The 18,052-nt window shown below is 72.8% G+C and carries 20 protein-coding genes and 1 pseudogene; 10 read left to right on the top strand and 11 right to left on the bottom strand.

Going from position 1 to position 18,052, the window contains the following annotated elements:
- The first annotated feature begins 71 nt into the window (after window positions 1–71).
- A complete protein-coding gene (locus AOA12_RS18120; RefSeq protein ID WP_231637123.1) occupies window positions 72–1,283 on the top strand; it encodes a ketopantoate reductase family protein in 1,212 nt (403 codons plus the stop codon).
- Window positions 1,284–1,616: 333 nt separating this feature from the next.
- Here the strand turns inward: AOA12_RS18120 and AOA12_RS18115 are convergent, their stop codons facing one another.
- Window positions 1,617–3,284, bottom strand: a complete 1,668-nt coding sequence (locus AOA12_RS18115) for an HNH endonuclease signature motif containing protein (RefSeq protein WP_054686025.1) — start codon at window positions 3,282–3,284, stop codon at window positions 1,617–1,619.
- A 186-nt stretch (window positions 3,285–3,470) separates the two neighbouring features.
- Complete coding sequence (locus tag AOA12_RS18110; protein WP_054686022.1) at window positions 3,471–4,067, bottom strand: TetR/AcrR family transcriptional regulator; 597 nt, start codon at window positions 4,065–4,067, stop codon at window positions 3,471–3,473.
- Between the two features lie 337 nt (window positions 4,068–4,404).
- Between AOA12_RS18110 and AOA12_RS18105 the strand changes: the two genes are divergently transcribed.
- The 3 genes from AOA12_RS18105 (at window position 4,405) to AOA12_RS18095 (ending at window position 7,982) form a co-directional block, all read left to right on the top strand.
- A complete protein-coding gene (locus AOA12_RS18105; RefSeq protein ID WP_054686020.1) occupies window positions 4,405–5,673 on the top strand; it encodes an FAD-dependent monooxygenase in 1,269 nt (422 codons plus the stop codon).
- A 224-nt stretch (window positions 5,674–5,897) separates the two neighbouring features.
- Complete coding sequence (locus tag AOA12_RS24105) at window positions 5,898–6,419, top strand: DUF4870 domain-containing protein (protein WP_082406367.1); 522 nt, start codon at window positions 5,898–5,900, stop codon at window positions 6,417–6,419.
- Window positions 6,420–6,593: 174 nt separating this feature from the next.
- Entirely contained in the window at window positions 6,594–7,982 is a 1,389-nt protein-coding gene (locus AOA12_RS18095) for a glycine--tRNA ligase (RefSeq protein WP_054686018.1), read from the top strand.
- Window positions 7,983–8,445: 463 nt separating this feature from the next.
- Here the strand turns inward: AOA12_RS18095 and AOA12_RS18090 are convergent, their stop codons facing one another.
- The 3 genes from AOA12_RS18090 to AOA12_RS18080 all read right to left on the bottom strand — a co-directional run bounded on the left by AOA12_RS18090 (window position 8,446) and on the right by AOA12_RS18080 (window position 10,221).
- Window positions 8,446–8,874 carry a DUF1801 domain-containing protein gene (locus AOA12_RS18090; RefSeq protein WP_054686014.1) on the bottom strand — a complete coding sequence of 143 codons (429 nt, stop codon included), beginning with the start codon at window positions 8,872–8,874 and terminating at the stop codon, window positions 8,446–8,448.
- A 268-nt stretch (window positions 8,875–9,142) separates the two neighbouring features.
- Window positions 9,143–9,508, bottom strand: coding sequence for an SdpI family protein (locus AOA12_RS18085; RefSeq protein ID WP_054686012.1), 366 nt, complete (start codon window positions 9,506–9,508; stop codon window positions 9,143–9,145).
- 143 nt (window positions 9,509–9,651) lie between these two features.
- Window positions 9,652–10,221 (bottom strand): HhH-GPD-type base excision DNA repair protein, encoded by a 570-nt coding sequence (locus AOA12_RS18080; RefSeq protein ID WP_054686008.1) that lies wholly within the window; start codon window positions 10,219–10,221, stop codon window positions 9,652–9,654.
- 202 nt (window positions 10,222–10,423) lie between these two features.
- On the opposite strand from AOA12_RS18080, the gene AOA12_RS18075 reads away from it, so the two are divergent.
- Window positions 10,424–11,536 (top strand): lactonase family protein, encoded by a 1,113-nt coding sequence (locus AOA12_RS18075; RefSeq protein WP_054686005.1) that lies wholly within the window; start codon window positions 10,424–10,426, stop codon window positions 11,534–11,536.
- A 63-nt stretch (window positions 11,537–11,599) separates the two neighbouring features.
- Here the strand turns inward: AOA12_RS18075 and AOA12_RS23265 are convergent.
- The 6 genes and pseudogenes from AOA12_RS23265 to AOA12_RS23695 form a co-directional block, all read right to left on the bottom strand.
- Window positions 11,600–11,695, bottom strand: a pseudogene (locus AOA12_RS23265) (HhH-GPD-type base excision DNA repair protein); the annotation flags it as partial.
- A gap of 12 nt (window positions 11,696–11,707) precedes the next feature.
- Window positions 11,708–12,094, bottom strand: a complete 387-nt coding sequence (locus AOA12_RS18070) for a hypothetical protein (RefSeq protein WP_054686002.1) — start codon at window positions 12,092–12,094, stop codon at window positions 11,708–11,710.
- Window positions 12,091–12,612 carry a PadR family transcriptional regulator gene (locus AOA12_RS18065; RefSeq protein WP_054686001.1) on the bottom strand — a complete coding sequence of 174 codons (522 nt, stop codon included), beginning with the start codon at window positions 12,610–12,612 and terminating at the stop codon, window positions 12,091–12,093. The genes AOA12_RS18070 and AOA12_RS18065 overlap by 4 nt, the downstream gene beginning before the upstream one ends.
- Window positions 12,613–12,710: 98 nt before the next feature.
- Window positions 12,711–13,472 carry an aminoglycoside 3'-phosphotransferase gene (locus AOA12_RS18060; protein ID WP_197280978.1) on the bottom strand — a complete coding sequence of 254 codons (762 nt, stop codon included), beginning with the start codon at window positions 13,470–13,472 and terminating at the stop codon, window positions 12,711–12,713.
- A 72-nt stretch (window positions 13,473–13,544) separates the two neighbouring features.
- On the bottom strand, window positions 13,545–14,210 hold the full coding sequence (locus tag AOA12_RS18055) for an SDR family NAD(P)-dependent oxidoreductase (RefSeq protein WP_054685996.1): 666 nt from the start codon (window positions 14,208–14,210) through the stop codon (window positions 13,545–13,547).
- Between the two features lie 67 nt (window positions 14,211–14,277).
- On the bottom strand, window positions 14,278–14,451 hold the full coding sequence (locus AOA12_RS23695) for a hypothetical protein (RefSeq protein WP_197280977.1): 174 nt from the start codon (window positions 14,449–14,451) through the stop codon (window positions 14,278–14,280).
- Window positions 14,452–14,555: 104 nt separating this feature from the next.
- Between AOA12_RS23695 and AOA12_RS18050 the strand changes: the two genes are divergently transcribed.
- The 5 genes from AOA12_RS18050 (at window position 14,556) to AOA12_RS18030 (ending at window position 17,981) form a co-directional block, all read left to right on the top strand.
- Window positions 14,556–15,941 carry a protoporphyrinogen/coproporphyrinogen oxidase gene (locus AOA12_RS18050; RefSeq protein ID WP_442922253.1) on the top strand — a complete coding sequence of 462 codons (1,386 nt, stop codon included), beginning with the start codon at window positions 14,556–14,558 and terminating at the stop codon, window positions 15,939–15,941.
- 68 nt (window positions 15,942–16,009) lie between these two features.
- A complete protein-coding gene (locus tag AOA12_RS18045; RefSeq protein ID WP_082406366.1) occupies window positions 16,010–16,345 on the top strand; it encodes a hypothetical protein in 336 nt (111 codons plus the stop codon).
- A 1-nt stretch (window position 16,346) separates the two neighbouring features.
- Window positions 16,347–16,757 carry a phage holin family protein gene (locus AOA12_RS18040; RefSeq protein WP_054685990.1) on the top strand — a complete coding sequence of 137 codons (411 nt, stop codon included), beginning with the start codon at window positions 16,347–16,349 and terminating at the stop codon, window positions 16,755–16,757.
- Window positions 16,747–17,019: a hypothetical protein gene (locus tag AOA12_RS18035; RefSeq protein WP_054685987.1), complete on the top strand. Its 273-nt coding sequence runs from the start codon at window positions 16,747–16,749 to the stop codon at window positions 17,017–17,019. Before AOA12_RS18040 ends, AOA12_RS18035 begins: the two co-directional genes overlap by 11 nt.
- Before the next feature lie 161 nt (window positions 17,020–17,180).
- Window positions 17,181–17,981 (top strand): uroporphyrinogen-III synthase, encoded by an 801-nt coding sequence (locus tag AOA12_RS18030; protein WP_054685984.1) that lies wholly within the window; start codon window positions 17,181–17,183, stop codon window positions 17,979–17,981.
- The last annotated feature ends 71 nt before the right edge of the window (window positions 17,982–18,052 follow it).

Genomic DNA, 18,052 nt, shown 5'->3' with positions numbered 1-18,052 from the left:
CATCGGAGCGTGCGCGGTTGGCGGGTGCGTCGTCGGACGATGTGCCGTCGGACGGTGCGTGGTCGGAGGGCGTGTCATCGGAGCGTGCGCGGTTGGCGGGTGCGTCGTCGGACGATGTGCCGTCGGCGAGTGCGCGGCCGGTCGGCGCGTCGTCGGGGCGTGTGCCGCGGATCGCGGTCGTCGGCGCCGGTGCGAACGGTGCGGCGATCGCGGCCGATCTCGTGCGCGGCGGGCACGACGTCGAGATCATCGACCCGTGGGCGGCGAACGTCGACGCGATCCGTCGCCGCGGCGTGGAGGTCGAGCGCGCGGGCGGCGTCGTGTCGACCACCGTGACGGCGCATCACGTATCCGACGTCGCGACGCTCCGAGCGCCGTATGACATCGTGCTCGTGGGCGTGAAGGCCTACGACACGCGGTGGGCGGTCGAGCTGGTGCGGCCGCTCGTGGCCGCGGACGGCGTCGTCGTCGGCGTGCAGAACGGGATGACCGTGCCGCAGATCGAGGCCGTCGTCGGCCCGGATCGGACGCTGGGGTGCGTCATCGAGGTCGCGGCGGAGATGTTCGTGCCCGGACGCGTGCGCCAGCAGACGCCGATGTGGTTCGCGGTCGGTGCGGTTGGCGCTGCGAGCGTTGTCGGTGCGGCGAGCGTTGCCGGTGCGGTTGGCGTTGTCGACGCGGCGCGCGCTGTCGGTGCGGCGGCGGCCCGGCGGCTCGAGCGCGTCGTGCCGGTGCTCGCGTCGGCGGGCACGGTGACGGTCTCGGACGACATCGTGTCGTCGAAGTGGATGAAGCTCGTCGCGAACGCGGCCGAGCTGGTGACGTCGGCGGTGCTGGACCTGCCGCTCGCCGACGCGGTGAGGGTCGACGGGATGCACGACGTCATGCGAGAGGCCGGTGCGGAGGCCGCGCGCGTCGCGATCGCCGGCGGGCGCCGGCTCGTGCCCGTGTTCGACGTGGACGTGCCGCAGGGACGGACGCCGGAGGGGTACGCGGCCGATCTGCTCGACGGCGTGCTCGGGTCGTACACGCTTCCCGACACCCTCACGACGGTGCTGCAGGACTGGCGCAAGGGGCGGCGCGCCGAGATCGAGGAGCTGAACGGCCACGTCGTGAGGGAGGGTGCGCGGCTCGGCATCCCGACGCCCGTGAACGAGCGCGTGCTCGCCGTCGCCCGGCGCGTGGAGGCGGGCGTGCTCGCCGCATCGCCCGAGAACGCCTCGCTGCTGTGCGGGGATCGCGGGGACGACGGTGCTCGCGGGCACCGTGGAGGGGGCGTGTAGGGGCGGGGCGAGTGCCGCCGTGAGCACTCGCACATGGCGGGCGAGCGCACCCGGGATGAGCATCCGGAGCGAGGGCTCTGGCGTGAGCGGGCCCCCACCGTCGCGGGGTGGGGGCGCGCTGGCGGCAGAGCCGTCGACCGCCCGCGACGCAGGGCGCGTGCGACGGTGTCGGGGTTCGTCTGTTCGCGCTCGAACGCGGGCTCGCGCAGGAACGTGCACTCGTGCCCGAACACAGGCCCGGGCCCGGATGTGCGCTGGGCCTGAAGGCGCGCCTCCGCTCGACTCTCGCCCGCGTCGACCGTTCGCGTCCGTCGCCCGCATCGACCGTCCGCATCAGAACGGCGCATCGGTGACGGGCGGCGCATCCGGGCGCCACGCCCATCTCTGCCGGCCCGGCGCGGGTGGTGCCTCGTGCTCGGGCACGAACCTCACGACCGGCTCGGGCCTGTCGGTGTGCGCATGGCCGGAAGGGCTGGTCCACACCAGCTCGCCCGGGGACTTCTGCCGCACGGTCCATGCCGAGTGGTGCTTGAGCGTGTGGTGCCGGCGGCAGAGATGAGCGGTGTTGCCGGGGCTGGTGGGGCCGCCGAGGGCGGCGTCGACCGTGTGGTCGACATCGCACCGGACGGCGTTCCTCCGGCATCCGGGAAAGCGGCAGTGTTCGTCCCGCGCACGGAGGAACCTTCGGAGCGCTTCCGGAGGCCGGTACCGGTCGGTGGCGAGCACCGCCCCGTCGATCGGGGAGGTCATGACCCTGTCCCATCCGGAGGCGGCGCCGGCGAGGCGGGCGGCCGTGGCCGGGTCGATGGGTCCGTATCCGGCGAGCGTGCAGGGCTCGGTCGAGTTGCCCGTGACGGTGAGGACCGGGACGGTGACCGACACGTGTCCGCGGATCTCCCCGAGCCCGTCGCCGAGGCAGGTGTCGGGCGTTCCGGTCAGCAGAAGGTCGGTGAGCACGTCGGCACGGATCTGGTCCAGCGTCCGGGAATCCCGCGCGGCACCGGCGACCGCGTCGACCGCGATCGCGGAGACGCCCTCGAACGCGTCCGGCGATTCGGCGGGGTCGGTCTCCTCGATGGGGTTGGTGCCCTTGACGGTGTCAGGCGCCCCGAGAGGGTCGACTCTCTCGATGGCGTCAGACTCCTCGACAGTGTCGGAACCTTTCACGGTCTCGCACGTTTCAGCCGCGCCACATCCCTCGACGGCATCCGATCCCTCGGCCGCGTCGGCCGCCCTCTCGCCCGCGGCATCCTCGCTCGCATCCCCACCGGCGTCGCGGTCGGACACGATGGTGCGGGCCTGCTGGGTGAGCCGGTCATGGATCGCGTGGGCGAGGGTGGCGGGAAGCACGGCGAACAGCTCCGCGAGCCCGTCCGCCAGGTCCCGCACGCCCACACGACGCGCCTGTGCGGCCATGGTGGCGCGTTCGGCGAGGGAGCGGTCGCGGTAGCGTTCGGCGATCGTGTTCACGACGGGGCGCAGCCGACCCGGCGTGAGCACGCGTGCCCTCTCCATCGCCCGTGACAGGTACTGCGCCAGGTTCTCTTCGTCATCGATGCCGGCGGCGGCCTCGTAGATCGTCAGCAGGTGCACGCGGGAGAGCTCGCCCCGCTCGACCGCGTCGACCGCGACGCCGAACCGGCCGCAGACGTCGATCGCCTGGTTGAGCAGCCGGGTGATCGTCCACTCGCTCATCCGCGTCGTGGTCGCCAGCTCCGCGATCAGCGACCGGCGCGCGATGTCGCGACCGACGTCGGGGATCGGGTCGCCCGCATCCGCGGCATCCGCCGCATCACCGCCGGGGACGCCGATGAGCTCCCCGGCACGGGCGAGGACGCGCAGCTCTCGGGCATCCACCGCGCCGCGCTCGCGCGTCACGGCGGCGAACGCATCCACGACGTCGTCGGTGCGACGCAGCGCGATCGCATGCCGGCTCTCAGGGACGTGCGCAGCGGACGGCGGACCGGCGGGCGACTCGGGAGGTGATTCGGGGAGATGCACGATGACTCCAGGATGAGAACAGCGATCGTCAGGGAGACCCGTTCTGTTCTCGCGTGCCGTCTGGCTGTTCATCCCCAGCGGAGCCGAAGCCCCGCCCACCGTGTGTTTCGAATCTCTGCGACCTATCTTACCATAACATTCGAACATTACAACGACATTCCTTGATGTCGAGGAACATGTGCGCCGCTACCGGCCGCGGTCGATGCGTCCGAGCGAGAGCGGCACGACGACCTCGTCGAGGATGCGGTCGACGAAGGCCTCGTCGACCGGGTCGCCGGTGATGAGCAGCCGGTGCCAGAGCACGGCCTGGCCGAGCTCCGAGACGATGTCGACGGGGAGGTCGGCGGCGATCTCGCCGCGCTCGGCGGCGCGCGCGTAGATCGCGCGCATCGCCTCGCGTCGCCACGCGATGACGGTCGTGCGGAATCCGCGGGCGAACTCCCGGTCGTGCGCCATGACGCCGACGATCACCGGGTAGAGCGCCGCGGCGGGGCTCGTGAAGGATGCCGCCCACTGCGTGAGCACGGCCCGCACGTCGCCCCGCAGGGTGCCGGTGTCGGGCGGCGCGATGAGCATGCGCGCCCGGGTCAGCAGGGTGTCGCGCACGAGCGCCGCACTGTCGGGCCAGCGGCGGTAGAGCACGGGCTTCGACGTGCGGATCGCGGCGGCGACCGCCTCCATCGTGACCGCGGGGGGTCCGCCGGCGATGAGCAGGCGGATCGTCGCGTCGTGGGCGTCGGACTCGATCTGCGCCGACGACCGTCGCGATCGTGTCGGGCTCATCCGGCTCAGTCTAGGCACCGTTGCCGTTCGTGGCGGATGGCTCTAGAGTGGATAGAAACGGAAACGTATCTTGTTGAATGCGGCAGGCTCCCGGGCCTCGCCGCGAGGCGGCGCACGGTGTTCACAACTCAGGAAGCCTGGTGTTCAGAACTCAGGAAGAACCGGCGGCCCGGCCGGTCAGAGGCCGGGTACGGGCCCGAACGGCCTGAATTGTGAACGGCGGGCGGCAAACCCCGGCCGGGCGACGGGTGACCCGGCCGGGCGACCCGGAAGGACCGGATGGCCGGAAGGGGCGCCCCGGCCGGGACGCCGGACGGCGCGGAAAGGAAACGGCAGCATGCGCGTAGGGATCATCGGCGGAGGGATCGGGGGCCTCTCGACGGCCGTCGGACTGCAGCGAGCCGGCATCGACGTCGCCGTGTTCGAGCGTTCGGACGCACCGCGCGTCTCGGGCTCGGGCCTCTCGGTGTTCGGCAACGGCATCGCGGCGCTCGACGCGATCGGGCTCGGCGATCGGTTCCGTGACGTGACCCGCGGTCCCGCCGCGGGCCTGCGCGGCGGGCAGCGCCGTCCCGACGGGCGGTGGCTCACCCTCGTCCCGGTCGAGGATGCGGGGGAGCTGCGCATCGTCCACCGGCGCGTGCTGCACGACCTGCTGCTCGGCGCGCTCGAGCCCGGCACCGTGCGCTGGGACGCTCCCGCGCGCGTCGTCGGCGACGGCGGCACGGTCGAGGTCGGCGGCACCGGCGCGGCGAACGGTGTCACGGAGCGCTTCGACGTCGTCGTCGCGGCCGACGGACTGCGCAGCGCCGTGCGTGCGTCGTGGCCGGGCGACCCCGGCATCCGGTACAGCGGGTACAGCGCGTGGCGCGGCGTCACGCGCGAGCCCGTCGACCTGCTCGGCGGCGCGGGCGAGACCTGGGGACGCGGGCTGCGGTTCGGCATCGCGCCGCTGCCCGACGACTGCGTCTACTGGTTCGCGGTCGCGACGATGCCGCGCGACGAGGCGGTCGCCGACGAGTTCGCCCGCGTCGAGGAGCTGTTCGGCGGATGGCACGAGCCGATCCCCGCGCTGCTCGCCGCGACCGACCCGGCGGAGGTCTTCCGCCTGCCGATCGAGGACCTCGCGGGCCCCGCGCCGACCTTCCGCCGCGGACGCGTCGTGCTGCTCGGCGATGCCGCGCACGCGATGACCCCCGACCTCGGCCAGGGCGGCGGCCAGGCGCTCGAAGACGCCGCGACCCTGGCAGCACTGCTCGCGCCGATCGCGGGGCGCGACAGGGCCGCGGATGCCGGGGGATCGGATGCCAGGACCGCGGATGCCGGGACCGTGGACGCCGGAACCGCGGATGCCCGGGGCGTGGATGCCGGGACCGTGGATGCCCGGGGATCGGATGCCATCGACGCCGGGCTCGCCGCATATGATCGCCTGCGCCGTCGCCGCACCCAGCCGATCGCCCGGCGCGCCCGCCTGGTCGGCGCCGTGGGCCAGGCACGCACCCCGTGGCGCGCCGCGCTGCGCGACGCCGTGCTGCGGGCGACGCCCGCGAGCGCGATGGCCCGCCAGATGGACTCGCTGCAGCACTGGGCGCCGCCGGTTCCCTGACAACACGATTCGCGAGGGTGCCAGTTCTCCTCGCGAGGGTGCCAGTTCTCTTCGCGAGGGTGCTTCTGCGAAAGCCTCGCCGTGAGGAGAACGGGTGCCACCGGGCACGACACAGCCGGGGCGCCGCCGGCCGTGAGACAGCAGCGGGCGCCCGCCGGCCCGAGACAGCACGTTCGGCGCCGGCATGAGGCGGCACGGGCACCGCCGCGCGGTACCCTCACGCTATGACGACTCCGCCCCCGCCCGGACAGCCCCCGTACGGCCCGCCGCCCAGCGGCCAACCGGGAGACGGCCAACCCGGGCACGGTCAGCCGCCCTACGGGCAGCAACCGTACGGACAGCAGCCCTACGTCCAGCCCGGACACGCACAGCCCGGATACGGCCAGCAGCCGTACGGCCGGCCCGCCTACGGCCCGCCGCCGCTGAGCCCCTCCGACCAGCGCCTCTGGGCGACGCTCATCCACGTGGGCGGCATCTTCCTGGGCTTCCTGCCGGGCCTCGTCGGATACCTCGTGATGAGGGACCGCGACGCGTTCGTGCGCGGCCACGCCGTGACCGCCCTGAACTTCCAGATCACGATCGTGATCGCCGTCGCGGCCGGCTTCGTGCTCAGCTTCGTCGGCATCGGCGTGCTGGTCATCCTCGCCGCCTACCTGCTCGACCTCGTGTTCTCGATCATCGCGGCCGTCCGCGCGAACCAGGGCGTCCCCTACACGTATCCGCTCGCGATCCCCTTCATCCGCTGACCGCCCGGGCCCGCCCGCTGACCGCCCCGGCCCATCCGCTGATCGCCCCGGCATACTCGCCGACCGCGTCCCGGCAGATGGCGGCGTGACCGAGCGCGGCTAAGCTTGACGGATGCCGTCACCCTGCGGCATCCACCCCTCTCGCACTCGCGAAAACGACCATTGGAGCCACCTGTGGCCGAGCAGTCACGCCTCGACAAAGTCATCGCCCTCGCCCGTCACCGCGGATTCGTCTTTCAGGCCGGGGAGATCTACGGCGGATCGCGGTCGGCGTGGGACTACGGTCCGCTCGGCACCGAGCTGAAGGAGAACATCCGCCGGCAGTGGTGGCAGACGTTCGTGCGCGGTCGCGGCGACATGGTCGGGCTCGACTCGTCGATCATCCTGCCCAAGCGCGTGTGGGAGGCGTCCGGCCACGTCGCGACGTTCACCGACCCGCTCGTCGAGTGCCTGCAGTGTCACAAGCGCTTCCGCGAGGACAACCTCCTCGAGGACTTCGAGGCGCGCAAGGGACGCAAGGCCGAGAACGGCCTCGCCGACGTGCCGTGCCCCAACTGCGGCACCAAGGGCAACTACACGGAGCCCAAGGCGTTCTCGGGCCTCGTCAAGACCTACCTCGGCGTCGTCGACGACGAGAGCGGCCTGCACTTCCTGCGGCCCGAGACGGCGCAGGGCATCTTCGTGAACTTCTCCAACGTGCTCACGGCGTCGCGCAAGAAGCCGCCGTTCGGCATCGGCCAGGTCGGCAAGGCGTTCCGCAACGAGATCACGCCCGGCAACTTCATCTTCCGCACGCGCGAGTTCGAGCAGATGGAGATCGAGTTCTTCACGCCGCCCGCCGAGGCGCAGCAGTGGTTCGAGCACTGGGTCGAGGCGTGCTGGAACTGGTTCATCGACCTGGGCGTCGACCCCGGCAACATGCGCCGCTTCGACGTGCCCGAGCACGAGCGCGCGCACTACTCGGCCGGCACGATCGACGTCGAGTACCGCTTCGGCTTCCCGGGCAAGGAGTGGGGCGAGCTCATGGGCATCGCCAACCGCACCGACTTCGACCTGTCGAGCCACATCGAGGCATCCGGCCAGAAGCTCACCTACTTCGACCAGGCGTCGGGCGAGACGTACGTGCCGTACGTCATCGAGCCGTCGTTCGGCCTCACCCGCTCGATGATGGCGTTCCTCGTCGACGCCTATCGTGAGGAAGAGGTGCCGAACGCGAAGGGCGGCGTCGACACCCGCACGGTGCTCGGCCTCGACCCGCGCCTCGCCCCCGTCAAGGCCGCCGTGCTGCCGCTGTCGCGCAACGAGCGGCTGTCGCCGCTGGCGCGACAGGTGGCCGACGACCTCCGCGCGCAGGGCTGGGCCGTCGACTTCGACGACGCCGGCGCGATCGGCCGCCGCTACCGCCGCCAGGACGAGATCGGCACGCCGTTCTGCGTCACCGTCGACTTCGACTCGCTCGACGACGACGCCGTCACGGTGCGCGACCGCGACACCATGGCCCAGGAGCGCGTGCCGCTCGAGGGCCTGCGCGACTACCTCGCGGAGCGCCTGCGCGGAGCGTGACCACGGCGGATGCCGGTGCCGCCGTCGCCGCCGGCCCGGCATCCCTCGCCGTCGCCTGGGCTCTCGTGCCGTCGTCATCCCTGCCGGCCCGGCGTCCTCGTCGTCGCCTGGGCTCTCGCGCCGTTGGCATCCCTGCCGGCCCGGCATCCCTCGTCGTCGCCTGGGTTCTCGTGCCGTCGTTATCCCTGCCGGTCGTCATCCCTCGCAGGGCTTGGCATCCCATGCCGTCGCCTAGGCTCTCGCGCCGCTGTCCGGCTCCGGCCGTGTGGTCCGCGCGCCGGCATCTGGCCCCGTGTCGCCGCCCGGCCTCTCCTGCCACCACCTGGCAGCAGGAGAAATCACCGGTGCAGGACGATCCGGCGAGAATCCTCCTGCACCGGTGATTTCTCCTGTGTCCGTGACGCACGCTGCGCCGGATGCCGGATGCCGGATGCCGGATGCCGGATGCCGGATGCCACGCCGCCTACGCGCCGCCGTCGCGGGCCCGGTGGCCGTAGGTCCCGGAGGTGAGCGTGCGGAACGAGGTCTCCACGATGCCGCGCAGCACGGCGAGATCGACGTCGTCGAGAGCCTTGAGGTACAGGCATCCGACGCCCGTGGTGTGCGGGCCGAGCCGCGACAGCGCCTGCTCGTGCGCGCCGACGCCGTCGGGGAGGTAGATCGTCGTCGCGGCCTTGCGCGGCGCGAAGCCCACGGCGGGGGAGTCGCCCTCGCGGCCCGACTCGTAGCGGTAGTGGTACTCGCCGAAGCCGACGATCTTGCCCGTCCACAGCTCGGGCTCCAGGCCCGTGACGTCGCGCATGAGCGCGACGAGCGCCTCCGCATCGCGTCTCCGCGCCGCCGGCGTCACCCCCGCGATCGCCGCTGCGACGTCGTCACCCGTGCGTTCCATGTCGTCCTCCTCGCCTCGAGCACATTGTCGCGCGTCCGCGGCTGCGCCGCGAGGGTGCTGGTTGTTCTCGCGACGGTGCCAGGTGTTCGCGCGAGGGTGCTGGTTGTCGCCACGAGGGTGCCAGTTGCTCACGCGAGGGTGCTTCGGGTAGCACCCTCGGCGAGATACCTGGCACCCTCGCGGCGATATCTGGCACCCTCGCGGTGACAACGGGCACCCTCGGCGAGACAACGGGCACCCTCGCGGTGGGCGGTGGGGGACCGCGCGCTCATCGACGGCGATAGGCGCGCTCGGCGCGCACGGCGGGGATGAGGCCGAGCAGCGCCCACAGGAGCACCCAGGGGAGCACCCAGGCGACGGAGGCGCCGAGGGCCGCGGCCGCGCCGGCGACGCCGGCGAGGGCGAGCACGGCTCCCGCGATCGTCCCGACGAGGGCGCCGACGCCCGCGACGGCGAGGAACGGGGACGCGGCCCGGTGCACGGCGACCCACGCGTGGTCGTCGCGCAGCGTGAGCGCCGTGCGATAGCCGGCGATCCGGCTGCGCCGGAACGTGCCGCGCCGGCACGCCCGCGCCCACCAGAGCACGAGGAGCGCGAGCGCGGCCACGAGGGCGGCGCCGATCAGCTCGGCCATGGAACTCCCCTCGTGCGGTGCGTCCGCGTCGTCCTCCACGCTAGGCGCGTCGCCGATCGCGCACATCCACCCGCGGTCGGACTCCCGGGCCATCCCGAGGTCCCGGGCCATCCCGAGGGCGGGGCAGGAGTGCGGGGCCGCGGCTACTTCTTCGCGGCCGCCTTCGCGGCGCGCTTGCTCTCGCGCACGCGGGTGAGGCTCTCGGGCGAGACGATGTCGGCGACCGAGCGGAACGAGCCCTCGTCGCCGTACGGAGCGGACGCCTCGCGCCAGCCGGCGCCGGCGAACCCGTACTGCTTGCCGAGCAGGGCGAGGAAGATGCGCGCCTTCTGGTCGCCGAAGCCCGGCAGCGCCTTGAGGCGCTTCAGCACGGTCGGCCCGTCGGGGGCGTCGCGGGTCCACAGCGCCGCCGCGTCGCCGTCCCAGTCGTCGACGAGCGCCTGGCACAGCGCCTGCACGCGCGCGGCCATGGAGCCGGGAAAGCGGTGCACCGCGGGCGAGATCTTGAACGCCTCGACGAACGCGTCGGCGTCGTAGCCCGCGAGGGTCGTGGCGTCGAGGGTGCCGACGCGGTCGCGGATCTTCAGCGGTCCCGCGAACGCGGTCTCCATCGCGACCTGCTGGTCGAGCAGCATGCCGAGCAGCAGGGCGAGCGGGTTGTCGCTCAGCAGCTGGTCGGCGGCGGGGTCGTCAGTGATGTGGAGTTCGGGCATGTCAGCCAGTATCGCAGTGGAGCATCCGCGTTTCCGTGCGCGACCGCAAGAAGGCCTTGCGATGCAAGACCCGGCTGGTCGAGTTCTTTCCCTCCTGACGGAAGGTCGATCGATATATGGTCTTGGATGTCGGCAATATGACGAGGGTGCCACGATGGCCGATGCATAGACGCACCCGATTCTCGCAAGGAACGATGCGCATATGACCTCCCAGCCGAACCGCAAAGCAACCGATCGCCTGTACGTCATCGCGCAGAGCCCCGGTATGGCCGTGGTCGATCTCTACGACGACGGCAGTGCAGAGCTCTTTCCCGGCTCGCCGTTCGAATCGGGATCGGGTGGTGTCGACCTTCGGGTCACTCCGGACGGGAAGTACCTTCTGGCTCCCGCGGGCTGGGGGCTGCCGATGGGCGGCGGCATGCGGCAGGCGTTCAAGCCCGAGATCGGCGTGTACCGTGTCGAGGACGACGGCAGTGTGACCAGCGCCGGCAAGTACCGCTTCAACAAGTTCGTCACGCCGCTCGGCACCGAGACCGCAGCCAACGGTCGCGATGTGTACGTCGGAATGGGTCACGGTCTGGCCGGCATGGTCGGCGGCTCGATCCAGCACTTCCACCTCAGCGAGGAGGGCGTGCTCTCGCCCGTCAGCCCCCGCCGCAGGCTCGGCAAGTTCTCGCACGGCCTCGTGCAGTCGAAGATCTCGCCCGACGGCACGAAGCTCTATGTCATCAGTGCGATCACGAACACGATCTTCACCTACGGTCTCGAACCCGACGGCAGCATCGGCGGTCTGATCCACGAGTTGCAGGTCAAGGGCAAGACGCCCGTGAACCCCGTGTACTCGCCCGACAAGCGTTTCCTGTTCACCGCGAACGAGAACAGCAGCTCGATCGGTGTGCTCGAGATCGGGCCCAACGGGCTGCTCACCGAGATTCCCACCTCTCCCTTCCCCGCCGGCGGAGCGGTGCACAATCCGACGTTCAGCCGGGACGGCAGATACGTCTGGGCCGGCAACCCGATCGACGAGACGATCAGCGGATATTCCCTGCGCGAGAACGGCGAGCTCATCGCACTGCCGGGTTCGCCCTATCCGAGCCCGGGCGTGGCCATGGACTTCGCGCAGTCGTCGAACGGCAAGTGGCTGTTCGTCACGGGGTCGCCCGTGAAGGCCACGAAGTGGCCGGTGAAACTGGTGAGTTTCGAGATTCAGGAGGATGGCTCGCTCGTGCGGTCACAGCACCCTGCTGTGCCGCTCGGCCTGCAGTTCGAAGACGGCCCCACGTCGATCTCCTTCCCGATCGCCGAGCAGCGGTAGCGACGGCAGAGAAGTCCATGGAGGGTCCCGTCGGGATCGAATCGACGACAGGCCTCATGGTCAAGCGACCCGCTGGTCGAGCAGCATCCCGATCAGCAGGGCGAGCGGGTTCTGCGAGAGCAGGCGGTCGGCGTCGTCGGTGAGGTGCAGTTCGGGCATGCCCCCCGTCTGTCAGCGCGACCCTGTCAGCGCGACGACGAGGGTCGCCGCGGCGAGCACGATCGTGACGGGCGTCATCGTGAGTCGCTCGGGTCTGCTGCGCGAGATCGCGTTCATGAGGATGCCGAGGGCGAAGTAGCCGAACAGGACCCAGGTCGCGACCCGCACGAACGGGCTGTCGCCGCCCGGGATCACGCCCGCGCGGCTGAGCAGCAACGCTGCCATCGCGGCGTAGAGCACCACGGAGACCGCACTGCCGATGCGGAGCCCCGTGGGCAGCACCCTGTGCCGACCGCCCCAGACGAAGCGGCCGAGCGGCAGCCCGAGCGCCACGAGCACCTGCAGCGCCGCGAGCGCGGCGAGCAGCACCAGGGCGCTCGTGAGAGCGAGCGCGATCATGCGGACTCCAGCTCATCGAGCCAGCGCACCATGAGCTCGTGCGCGCGGATGCCGTAGTCCAGTGTCGCTCGGCGGAACCGTGCGACATCGCGAGACCGTTCCGGTATCGGCGTCGCGTCGATCTCTGCTCGCAGCGCGGTGAGCCGTTCGAGATCCGCGGCGGTGCGCCGGCGCAGCAGGGAGACGACCTCCGCACGATCCTCGGGCGGCATGCTGCCCAGCAGGTACACCTTCGCGAGCCCGATCTGCTCGGCGTCCGACTCCGTGATCGGCGAGAGCATCCAGTCGTGCCACGCCGCGCGGCCGGACTCGGTGACGGCGTACAGATGCTTCGGCCGGCCGGGGCCGGCGGACGCCTCTTTCGTCACCCGCCCCTGCGCCTCGAGCACCCCGAGCGCCCGCTGGATGCCGCCGAGGCTGGCCGCGTAGAAGAGCGAGATGCCGGCGGTGAACCGTTTGCGCAGCTCGTACGCGGAGAGGGGCCCGTGAAGCAGGAGGCCGAGGATCAGGAACTGCATGCGGCCACTATATACCTCATAGGTACATCATGTCCTCGTCGACCCCATCGGCTCCGGGCCGGCGAGGGAGCAGCCGACGACATCGGTCGCCGCCGCGCTCACGTCGCGTCCCAGAGCCGCCGGTAGTAGGCGATGCGGATCGGATCGGGCTCCGCGCCGTAGGCCTCCCAGAACACGGCCTCGTCGTAGCCCCGGTAGTTCCACTCCAGCGACATCGTCATCACGGCGAGGTCGGCCCACCGGTCCGCCGCGCCGAGCCGCGCCAGGTCGACGTGCGCGAGGAACGACCCGTCGCCCGCGAGCAGGGTGTTCGGCGCGCACGGGTCGCCCTGGCAGAGCACGAGCCGGTCGATCGGGGGAGCGGGCTCGACCGTGCCCGCCGGCACGTGCGCGGCGCGCAGGCGGTGTGCCACGCCCCCGTCGAAGGGGCAGCCGTCGAGCGGCACGTCGTGCAGGCGGCGCAGTCCCGTGCCGAGCGCCCGCAGCGCGGCATCCGGATCGCGCGCCCACCGCTCCGAGACCGCGGACTCGCCGGGAAGCGCGCGCGTGAGCAGCACCTCCTCGCCGGCATCCGTCATCAGGTCGACGACGGCCGGGGCGGGATGCCGGCCCGCGATCCACCGCAGCCGTTCCGCCTCGTCGCCGAGCGACTCGCCCGAGGCGACCGGGTTCCATTTCGCGTAGAGGTCGACCGCGTGCCCGGCACCGCCGCTCGCCACCGAGAAGGTGAGGCCGCCGGCCTCGTTCCGCCACGCCGGCCGCAGCACCGCATCGCGGAACCCGCGGGCGTCGAGCGCCGCGCGCACGGCGGCGGGCACCGCGACCCCGGGCGGCGGCGGGCCCGCGAGGCGCGGCGTCACGGCATCCCCCGTGTCAGGCGGGATCCTGCTGATCGCGCAGACGGTCTGCCTGTTCCCCGCCGCATCCCCGTGTCAGACGGGATCCTGGCCGACGGTCGTGCGGAACGGGCCGGGCTGGGCGTGCAGCCCCCAGAGCCGATCGGCGAGCGCGTCGGACGCGAACAGCGGGTCGCCGCCGTCGATCGCGAGCGGAATGATGAGCTGCGCGACGCGGATGCCCTCGGGCTCCAGCGCGTCGTGCAGCATCGCCCCGTAGGCCGACTCGCCCGCGAAGGCGACCGAGGTGCCGGCCACCTTGCCGTTGGGGGTCGCGGCGCTGGCGCCGTTGGCGAAGAGGATGCTGCCGCGGCCGGCCTCGCGCATGCGGGGCAGCACGGCGTGCACCGCGGTCGCCGCGCCGAGGATCGAGAACTCGGCGGCGGCGCGGAGGTCGTCGACCGAGGTCTCGAGCACGGGGCGGAGGAAGTCCTTGCGCGGCACGGGGCTGAACTGCAGCACCTCGACGGTGTCGAGGTCGTCCGCGGCGGCGGCCAGCGCGTTCCGCAGCGTCGCGGCGTCGTGCACGTCGGCCTGGTAGCCGCGGGCCGTGACGCCCTCGCCGCCGAGCCGTTCGGCGAGCGCGTCGACGTGCGCCTGCGTGCGCGAGACGAGGGCGACGGAGAACCCCTCGCGGCCGAAGCGGCGGGCGGCGGCGAGGCCGAGCCCGGGGCCGGCGCCGATGATCGCGATCGTGGGCATGGTGGTCTCCCTGGGTCGTGAGCGTCGTGCGGTGTGCGAGGCGGGCCGTGCCGGCCGCCGGGACGCCTCAGCCGTGCGTGAGGCGGAGCGCCCTGCTCGTGAAGTAGGTCACCTCTCCTTCGGGGTTCTCGACCCCGAAGACCCACAGGCCGGACGGCGTCGCCCGCACATCGATGACGGTGCCGCGCGCGTGCGGGGTGAAGACGTCGTCGCCGGGCTTGAACGTGGTGTCCTTGCTCATACGTCAGATGATAGGGGCGTCCGGCCGGAGGCGCTGCCCCTGCCGAGCAGTTCCGTCGCTCGCGGACGGCGGCGGGACGAGGCGGCAGTGGGAGGATGGAGGGCGTGTCACAGACCGAGGACCTCGTCGAGCGCGCCCGCCGCACCCGCATCGTCGTGATCGGCGGCGGGATCGCGGGCCTCGTCGCCGCGCACGAGTGCGCGCGATTCGGCTTCGGGGTCACGCTCGTCGAGCAGCGCGCAGAGCTCGGCGGAGGCATCGCCGCGGCCGAGCTCGACGGGCTCACGGTCGACGTCGGCGCGATGGAGCTCTCGCCCGGGCTCGCGCCGCTCATCGACGAGCTCGGGCTGTCGGCGCAGGTCGAGGACGCGCTCCCCGGCGCGCGGTGGGTCGCCGGGCCCGCGGGCGCCGGACCCCTTCCCGAGCAGGAGCTCCTCGGCATCCCCGCCAATCCGTGGGCGCCCGAGGTGCGACGCCTCATCGGCTGGCGCGGCGCGTGGCGCGCCTTCGTCGACCGGCTGCGGCCGCCGCTGACGATCGGCCACGAGCGCCGCCTCGCCACCCTCGTGCGCACGCGCATGGGCGAGCGCGTGGTCGAGCGCCTCGTGGCGCCCGTGAGCGTCGGCGTGTTCGGCATCCATCCCGATCGCGTCGACGTCGACATCGCCGCGCCCGGGCTCAACCAGGCGCTCACGCGCGTCGGCTCGCTCGCGGGCGCCGTCGCGCACGAGCTGCCCGAGCGCCCCGCGCCCCGCCGCACGCTCACGGGGGGCATGGGCGCGCTCGTCGCGGCGCTGCGGGAGCGGCTCGACGACCTCGCGGCCGACGTGCGCACCGAGGCGCCGGCCGACGGGATCGCGCGCACGCCCGCCGGGTGGGCCGTCACCGTCGCCGGCGAGACGATCGCCGCGGATGCCGTGATCGTCGCCACCGGCGAGCCCGCCGCCCGGCGCCTGCTCGCCGGGCACGTGCCCGCCCTCGACGGGCCCGGGATCTCGCCCGCGCCCGTCGACAGCGTGACGCTCGTCGTCGACGCGCCGGCGCTCGACGCCGCGCCGCGCGGACACGCCGTCTATCCGGTGCCCGGCGCCGCGACGGCCCTCGCCGTGACGCACCTGACCGCGACGTGGGCATGGCTCGCCCGCGCCGCCGGCCCCCGCCGTCACGTCGTGCGCGTGGACCTGCCCGCGAGCGAGGCCGACCCCGTGCGCCTCGCCGCGCGCGAGGCCGAGACGCTGCTGGGCGTGCCGCTCGGACCCGTGCGCGCCGCGCACGTCGAGCCCCGCGAGCGGGCGCTCCCCGGCTCGGTCGTCGACTCGCCGGCGCCCGCGCTGCGCTCCGCCGTCGGCGCTCTGCCGGGCCTCGCGATCGCGGGCGCGTGGGTGACGGGCAGCGGCCTCGCGGCCGCCGCGGGCGGCGCGGTCGCCGAGGCCGGGCGGCTGCGGCACGCGCTGCTGTGGGGCGACGAGCCCGACGGCGACGACGACTGATCACCCCGGATGCCGGAATCGGCATATGGCGTTACGCTGGACGCACACAATCGGCGTGAGGAGAGCCCATGGGCACCAAGACCGGGATCGTGGTCGGGCTGGCGGCGGGGTACGTCCTCGGCACGCGGGCGGGCCGAGAACGCTACGTGCAGATCAGGACGGCCTGGCTCAAGCTGTGGAACGCCGCGCCCGTGCAGAAGCAGGTCGACCGGGCCAAGGGCGTCGCGCGCGACGCGGCCGTGGCGATCCCCTCGCTCGTGTGGGACTCCGCGGTGAAGGCGACGCGCGCCGCGACCGCGTCGAAGACCGCCGACGCCCCGGCGAAGGGCGCACCGGCATCCGGCATCCCCGCGACGACGGACGGCACGCCCGTGCCGCCGGCCGACACGACGGCGACCGACTGACATGCCGAGCACCCACGGTTTTCGCGACCGCGCCGACGACAGCCTGCTGACGCTCGTCGGCGAGGTGCCCGAGCTCGTGCGCAACCTCGTCACCGCCGAGGTCGACTCCGCCAAGCGCTGGGTCAAGAGCGCCGGCAAGGACGCGGGCATGGGCGGCGTCTGGTTCCTCGTCGCCCTGTTCTTCGTCTTCTGGATGATCCCCGCGCTCGCCGCGTTCACGATCATCGGCCTGTCGTCGTGGATGCCGGTGTGGCTCGCGAGCCTCATCGTCGTGGTGTTCACGCTGCTCGCCGCCGTCGTCTTCGCGCTCCTGGGCGTCGCGCGCATCAAGCGTCTCACCCGATCCGACAACCCCGCCAAGGCGGCCGCCGCCGACGCGCGCATCGTGAAGGACATCGTCGATGAGTTCTGACCCCACGCTGCCCCGCACCGCCGTGCCGCTGGGCATCACCGACCCCGTCGAGAAGGCGCGCGCCGAGCTCAAGGCCGCGCTCGCCGCGATCGAGGAGAAGTCGAACGTCCCGAAGCGCGTCGCGAAGGCCACCGACCGCGGCGTCGCCGACGCCCGCCGGTTCGCCCGGCGCAACCCCACGGGCGCCGCGCTCGCGGTCGCGGGGGCGGCCGTCGCCGTCGGCGCGGCCGTGTGGGGACTCGTGCGGCTCTACACGCGCTGACCCGCGGCGGTCACGACGCGCGGCGGCGCGGGTATGCTCGGTTGTACGCCAAGTAACGACGACGTCACCGCACCCGCGTACCCGAACGTCCGTTTCGTCGTCGCGGTCGCGGTTCAGGGGGCGCCTTTCGCGCCACGCTGTCTCCGCCGCACGAGAGTCCTATGATCCATTTCCTGCCCCGCCCCGCCGCCAAGCCCCTCAAGGGCTGGCGCGTGCTCGTGCCGCGCGGGGGACTCTGGGGCGACTCCGTCGCGGCCAACCTGCGGGCGCAGGGAGCGATCCCGGTCATCGCGCCGCTCATCAACTTCGCGCCCGCCGACGACCTGCAGACCCTCGAGAAGGCGCTCGCCGACCTCGCCGCGGGAGCGTTCGACTGGATCACCCTCGCGAGCGTCGCCACCGTCGACGTCCTCACCGCGTACCGTGCGCAGATCCCGGCATCCACGCGCGTCGCGGCGGTCGGCGAGACGACCGCCGACGCGCTCACGGCCGCGGGATACCGCGTCGACCTCGTGCCCGACGTGGACAACTCCGCCGCGGGCATGGCCGAGCAGCTCGTCGCCCTCGAGCCCGAGCCGCGCCGGTTCCTCATCCTGCGCAACGAGCTCGCCCGCCCGCTCATCAGCGGGCGCCTCGCCGAGGCCGGCCACGAGGTGCGCAGCGTCGTCGCCTACCGCACGGTCGGCGTTCCCGTCGCCGAGCGCATCGTGGCCGACGTGCGCTCCGGCCGCATCAACGCGATCCTGGTCACGAGCGGGTCGGTCGCCCGGCAGGTCAGCGCCCAGTTCCCCGAGATCCCCGAGAGCACCGTGATCGCGGCGATCGGGCCGGGCATCGCGAAGAACGCCCGCAAGGCGGGCCTGGAGATCAGCGTCGTCGCCGACGAGCAGTCGCTCGAGGGGCTCATCGAGGCCGTGGCGTCGCTCTCGCTGCCGCACGCGACCGACGAGTTCGCGTTGTGACGCGCGTCGCGAGCGCGGCGCGCTTCGTGAGCGTGACGCGCATCGTGGTCGCGACGCGCATTGTGAGCGGA

The sequence above is a fragment of the Microbacterium sp. No. 7 genome (genome assembly GCF_001314225.1).
Lineage (GTDB): Bacteria > Actinomycetota > Actinomycetes > Actinomycetales > Microbacteriaceae > Microbacterium.
Note: the sequence above shows the minus strand (reverse complement) of the source record. Positions and strands in the feature narration are given on the sequence as shown.

Coding starts and splice junctions, on each gene's coding strand:
- AOA12_RS18110 (WP_054686022.1), bottom strand. CDS start 4,067: ATGAGCCCGACACGATCGCGACGGTCGTCGGCGCAGATCGAGTCCGAC.
- AOA12_RS18105 (WP_054686020.1), top strand. CDS start 4,405: ATGCGCGTAGGGATCATCGGCGGAGGGATCGGGGGCCTCTCGACGGCC.
- AOA12_RS24105 (WP_082406367.1), top strand. CDS start 5,898: ATGACGACTCCGCCCCCGCCCGGACAGCCCCCGTACGGCCCGCCGCCC.
- AOA12_RS18090 (WP_054686014.1), bottom strand. CDS start 8,874: ATGGAACGCACGGGTGACGACGTCGCAGCGGCGATCGCGGGGGTGACG.
- AOA12_RS18085 (WP_054686012.1), bottom strand. CDS start 9,508: ATGGCCGAGCTGATCGGCGCCGCCCTCGTGGCCGCGCTCGCGCTCCTC.
- AOA12_RS18080 (WP_054686008.1), bottom strand. CDS start 10,221: ATGCCCGAACTCCACATCACTGACGACCCCGCCGCCGACCAGCTGCTG.
- AOA12_RS18075 (WP_054686005.1), top strand. CDS start 10,424: ATGACCTCCCAGCCGAACCGCAAAGCAACCGATCGCCTGTACGTCATC.
- AOA12_RS18070 (WP_054686002.1), bottom strand. CDS start 12,094: ATGATCGCGCTCGCTCTCACGAGCGCCCTGGTGCTGCTCGCCGCGCTC.
- AOA12_RS18065 (WP_054686001.1), bottom strand. CDS start 12,612: ATGCAGTTCCTGATCCTCGGCCTCCTGCTTCACGGGCCCCTCTCCGCG.
- AOA12_RS18055 (WP_054685996.1), bottom strand. CDS start 14,210: ATGCCCACGATCGCGATCATCGGCGCCGGCCCCGGGCTCGGCCTCGCC.
- AOA12_RS23695 (WP_197280977.1), bottom strand. CDS start 14,451: ATGAGCAAGGACACCACGTTCAAGCCCGGCGACGACGTCTTCACCCCG.
- AOA12_RS18045 (WP_082406366.1), top strand. CDS start 16,010: ATGGGCACCAAGACCGGGATCGTGGTCGGGCTGGCGGCGGGGTACGTC.
- AOA12_RS18040 (WP_054685990.1), top strand. CDS start 16,347: ATGCCGAGCACCCACGGTTTTCGCGACCGCGCCGACGACAGCCTGCTG.
- AOA12_RS18035 (WP_054685987.1), top strand. CDS start 16,747: ATGAGTTCTGACCCCACGCTGCCCCGCACCGCCGTGCCGCTGGGCATC.
- AOA12_RS18030 (WP_054685984.1), top strand. CDS start 17,181: ATGATCCATTTCCTGCCCCGCCCCGCCGCCAAGCCCCTCAAGGGCTGG.